The sequence below is a fragment of the Sphaerisporangium sp. NPDC049457 genome, assembly GCF_055586705.1.
The window spans coordinates 1-1,992 of sequence record NZ_JBVJHR010000046.1; the positions used below are offsets into that span (position 1 = coordinate 1).

The 1,992-nt window shown below is 56.6% G+C and carries 1 rRNA gene (only partly in view); it reads left to right on the forward strand.

Annotated elements, in window-relative coordinates:
• Window positions 1-70 precede the first annotated feature (70 nt).
• Window positions 71-1,992, forward strand: a 23S ribosomal RNA gene (locus ACZ6QO_RS37785) (it continues 1,274 nt past the right edge of the window).

Sequence of the window (1,992 nt, forward strand, 5' to 3'; positions counted from 1 at the left end):
GTCTGGTGGCGGGTTGGGTCGGTGGCTGTTTGTTGTTTGTGAATTGCATAGTGGACGCGAGCATCTTTGTGGCCAAGTTTTTTAGGGCACACGGTGGATGCCTTGGCATCAGGAGCCGATGAAGGACGTGGGAGGCTGCGTTAAGCCTCGGGGAGTCGCCAACCAGACGTTGATCCGGGGATGTCCGAATGGGGAAACCTAGCACCAGTCATGTGGTGTTGCCGCCGTCTGAATGTATAGGGCGGTTGGTGGTAACGCGGGGAAGTGAAACATCTCAGTACCCGTAGGAAGAGAAAACAATAGTGATTCCGTGAGTAGTGGTGAGCGAAAGCGGATGAGGCTAAACCATGCGCGTGTGATAGCCGGCGGGTGTTGCGTGTGTGGGGTTGTGGGACCCTCTGGTGGCTGCCGCTGCGGCCGCAAGCAGTGATAAATCGATGGGGTAGCCGAAGTTTCTGGGAAGTTGCGCCGTAGACCGTGAGAGTCGGGTAGGTGAAACTCTGTCGACTGTTTGAGGGGATCCCAAGTAGCACGGGGCTCGAGGAATCCTGTGTGAATCTGCCAGGACCACCTGGTAAGCCTAAATACTCCCTGATGACCGATAGTGAACGAGTACCGTGAGGGAAAGGTGAAAAGCGCCCCGGTGAGGGGTCGTGAAATAGTACCTGAAACCGTGTGCCTACAAGCCGTAGGAGCTTAGGCGGGGTTTGCCCTGTCTGTGATGTGACTGCGTGCCTTTTGAAGAATGAGCCTGCGAGTTATGGTGTGTGGCGAGGTTAACCCGTGTGGGGGAGCCGTAGCGAAAGCGAGTCTGAATAGGGCGTTTGAGTCGCATGCTGTAGACCCGAAGCGGGGTGATCTACGCATGGGCAGGTTGAAGCGCGGGTAAGACCGTGTGGAGGACCGAACCCACCAGGGTTGAAAACCTGGGGGATGACCTGTGTGTAGGGGTGAAAGGCCAATCAAACTCCGTGATAGCTGGTTCTCCCCGAAATGCATTTAGGTGCAGCGTTGCGTGTTTCTTGCCGGAGGTAGAGCACTGGATGGCTGATGGGCCTTACCGGGTTACTGACGTCAGCCAAACTCCGAATGCCGGTAAGTGAGAGCGTGGCAGTGAGACTGCGGGGGATAAGCTTCGTAGTCGAGAGGGAAACAGCCCAGACCACCGACTAAGGCCCCTAAGCGTGTGCTAAGTGGGAAAGGATGTGGAGTCGCAGTGACAACCAGGAGGTTGGCTTAGAAGCAGCCATCCTTGAAAGAGTGCGTAATAGCTCACTGGTCAAGTGATTCTGCGCCGACAATGTAGCGGGGCTCAAGTACACCGCCGAAGTCGTGGCACTCACATTCGTGTGGGTGGGTAGGGGAGCGTCGTGCAGCCGGTGAAGCAGCCGAGTGATCGAGTTGTGGAGGCTGTGCGAGTGAGAATGCAGGCATGAGTAGCGAATCAGAAGTGAGAAACTTCTGCGCCGGATGACCAAGGGTTCCTGGGCTAGGCTAATCCGCCCAGGGTAAGTCGGGACCTAAGGCGAGGCCGACAGGCGTAGTCGATGGACAACGGGTTGATATTCCCGTACCCGCTGGTATGCGCCCATATCGAATCCAGTGATACTAAGGGTCCTTAAGTCCCTGACGCTCTTCGGAGTGTGGGTGAGGCTGAACGCCTGGCCTGATCTGGTAGTAGGTAAGCGATGGGGTGACGCAGGAGGGTAGCCCATCCCAGGCGATGGTTGTTCCTGGGGTAAGCATGTAGCCCGTGGCATAGGTAAATCCGTGCTGCATTGAGGGTGAGATGTGATGCCGAGCCGATTGTGGTGAAGTGGGTGATCCCATGCTGCCGAGAAAAGCCTCTAGTGAGTGTGCCGGCGGCCCGTACCCTAAACCGACTCAGGTGGTCAGGTAGAGAATACCAAGGCGATCGGGTGAACTGTGGTTAAGGAACTCGGCAAATTGCCCCCGTAACTTCGGGAGAAGGGGGACCTCTGCTGGTGATGA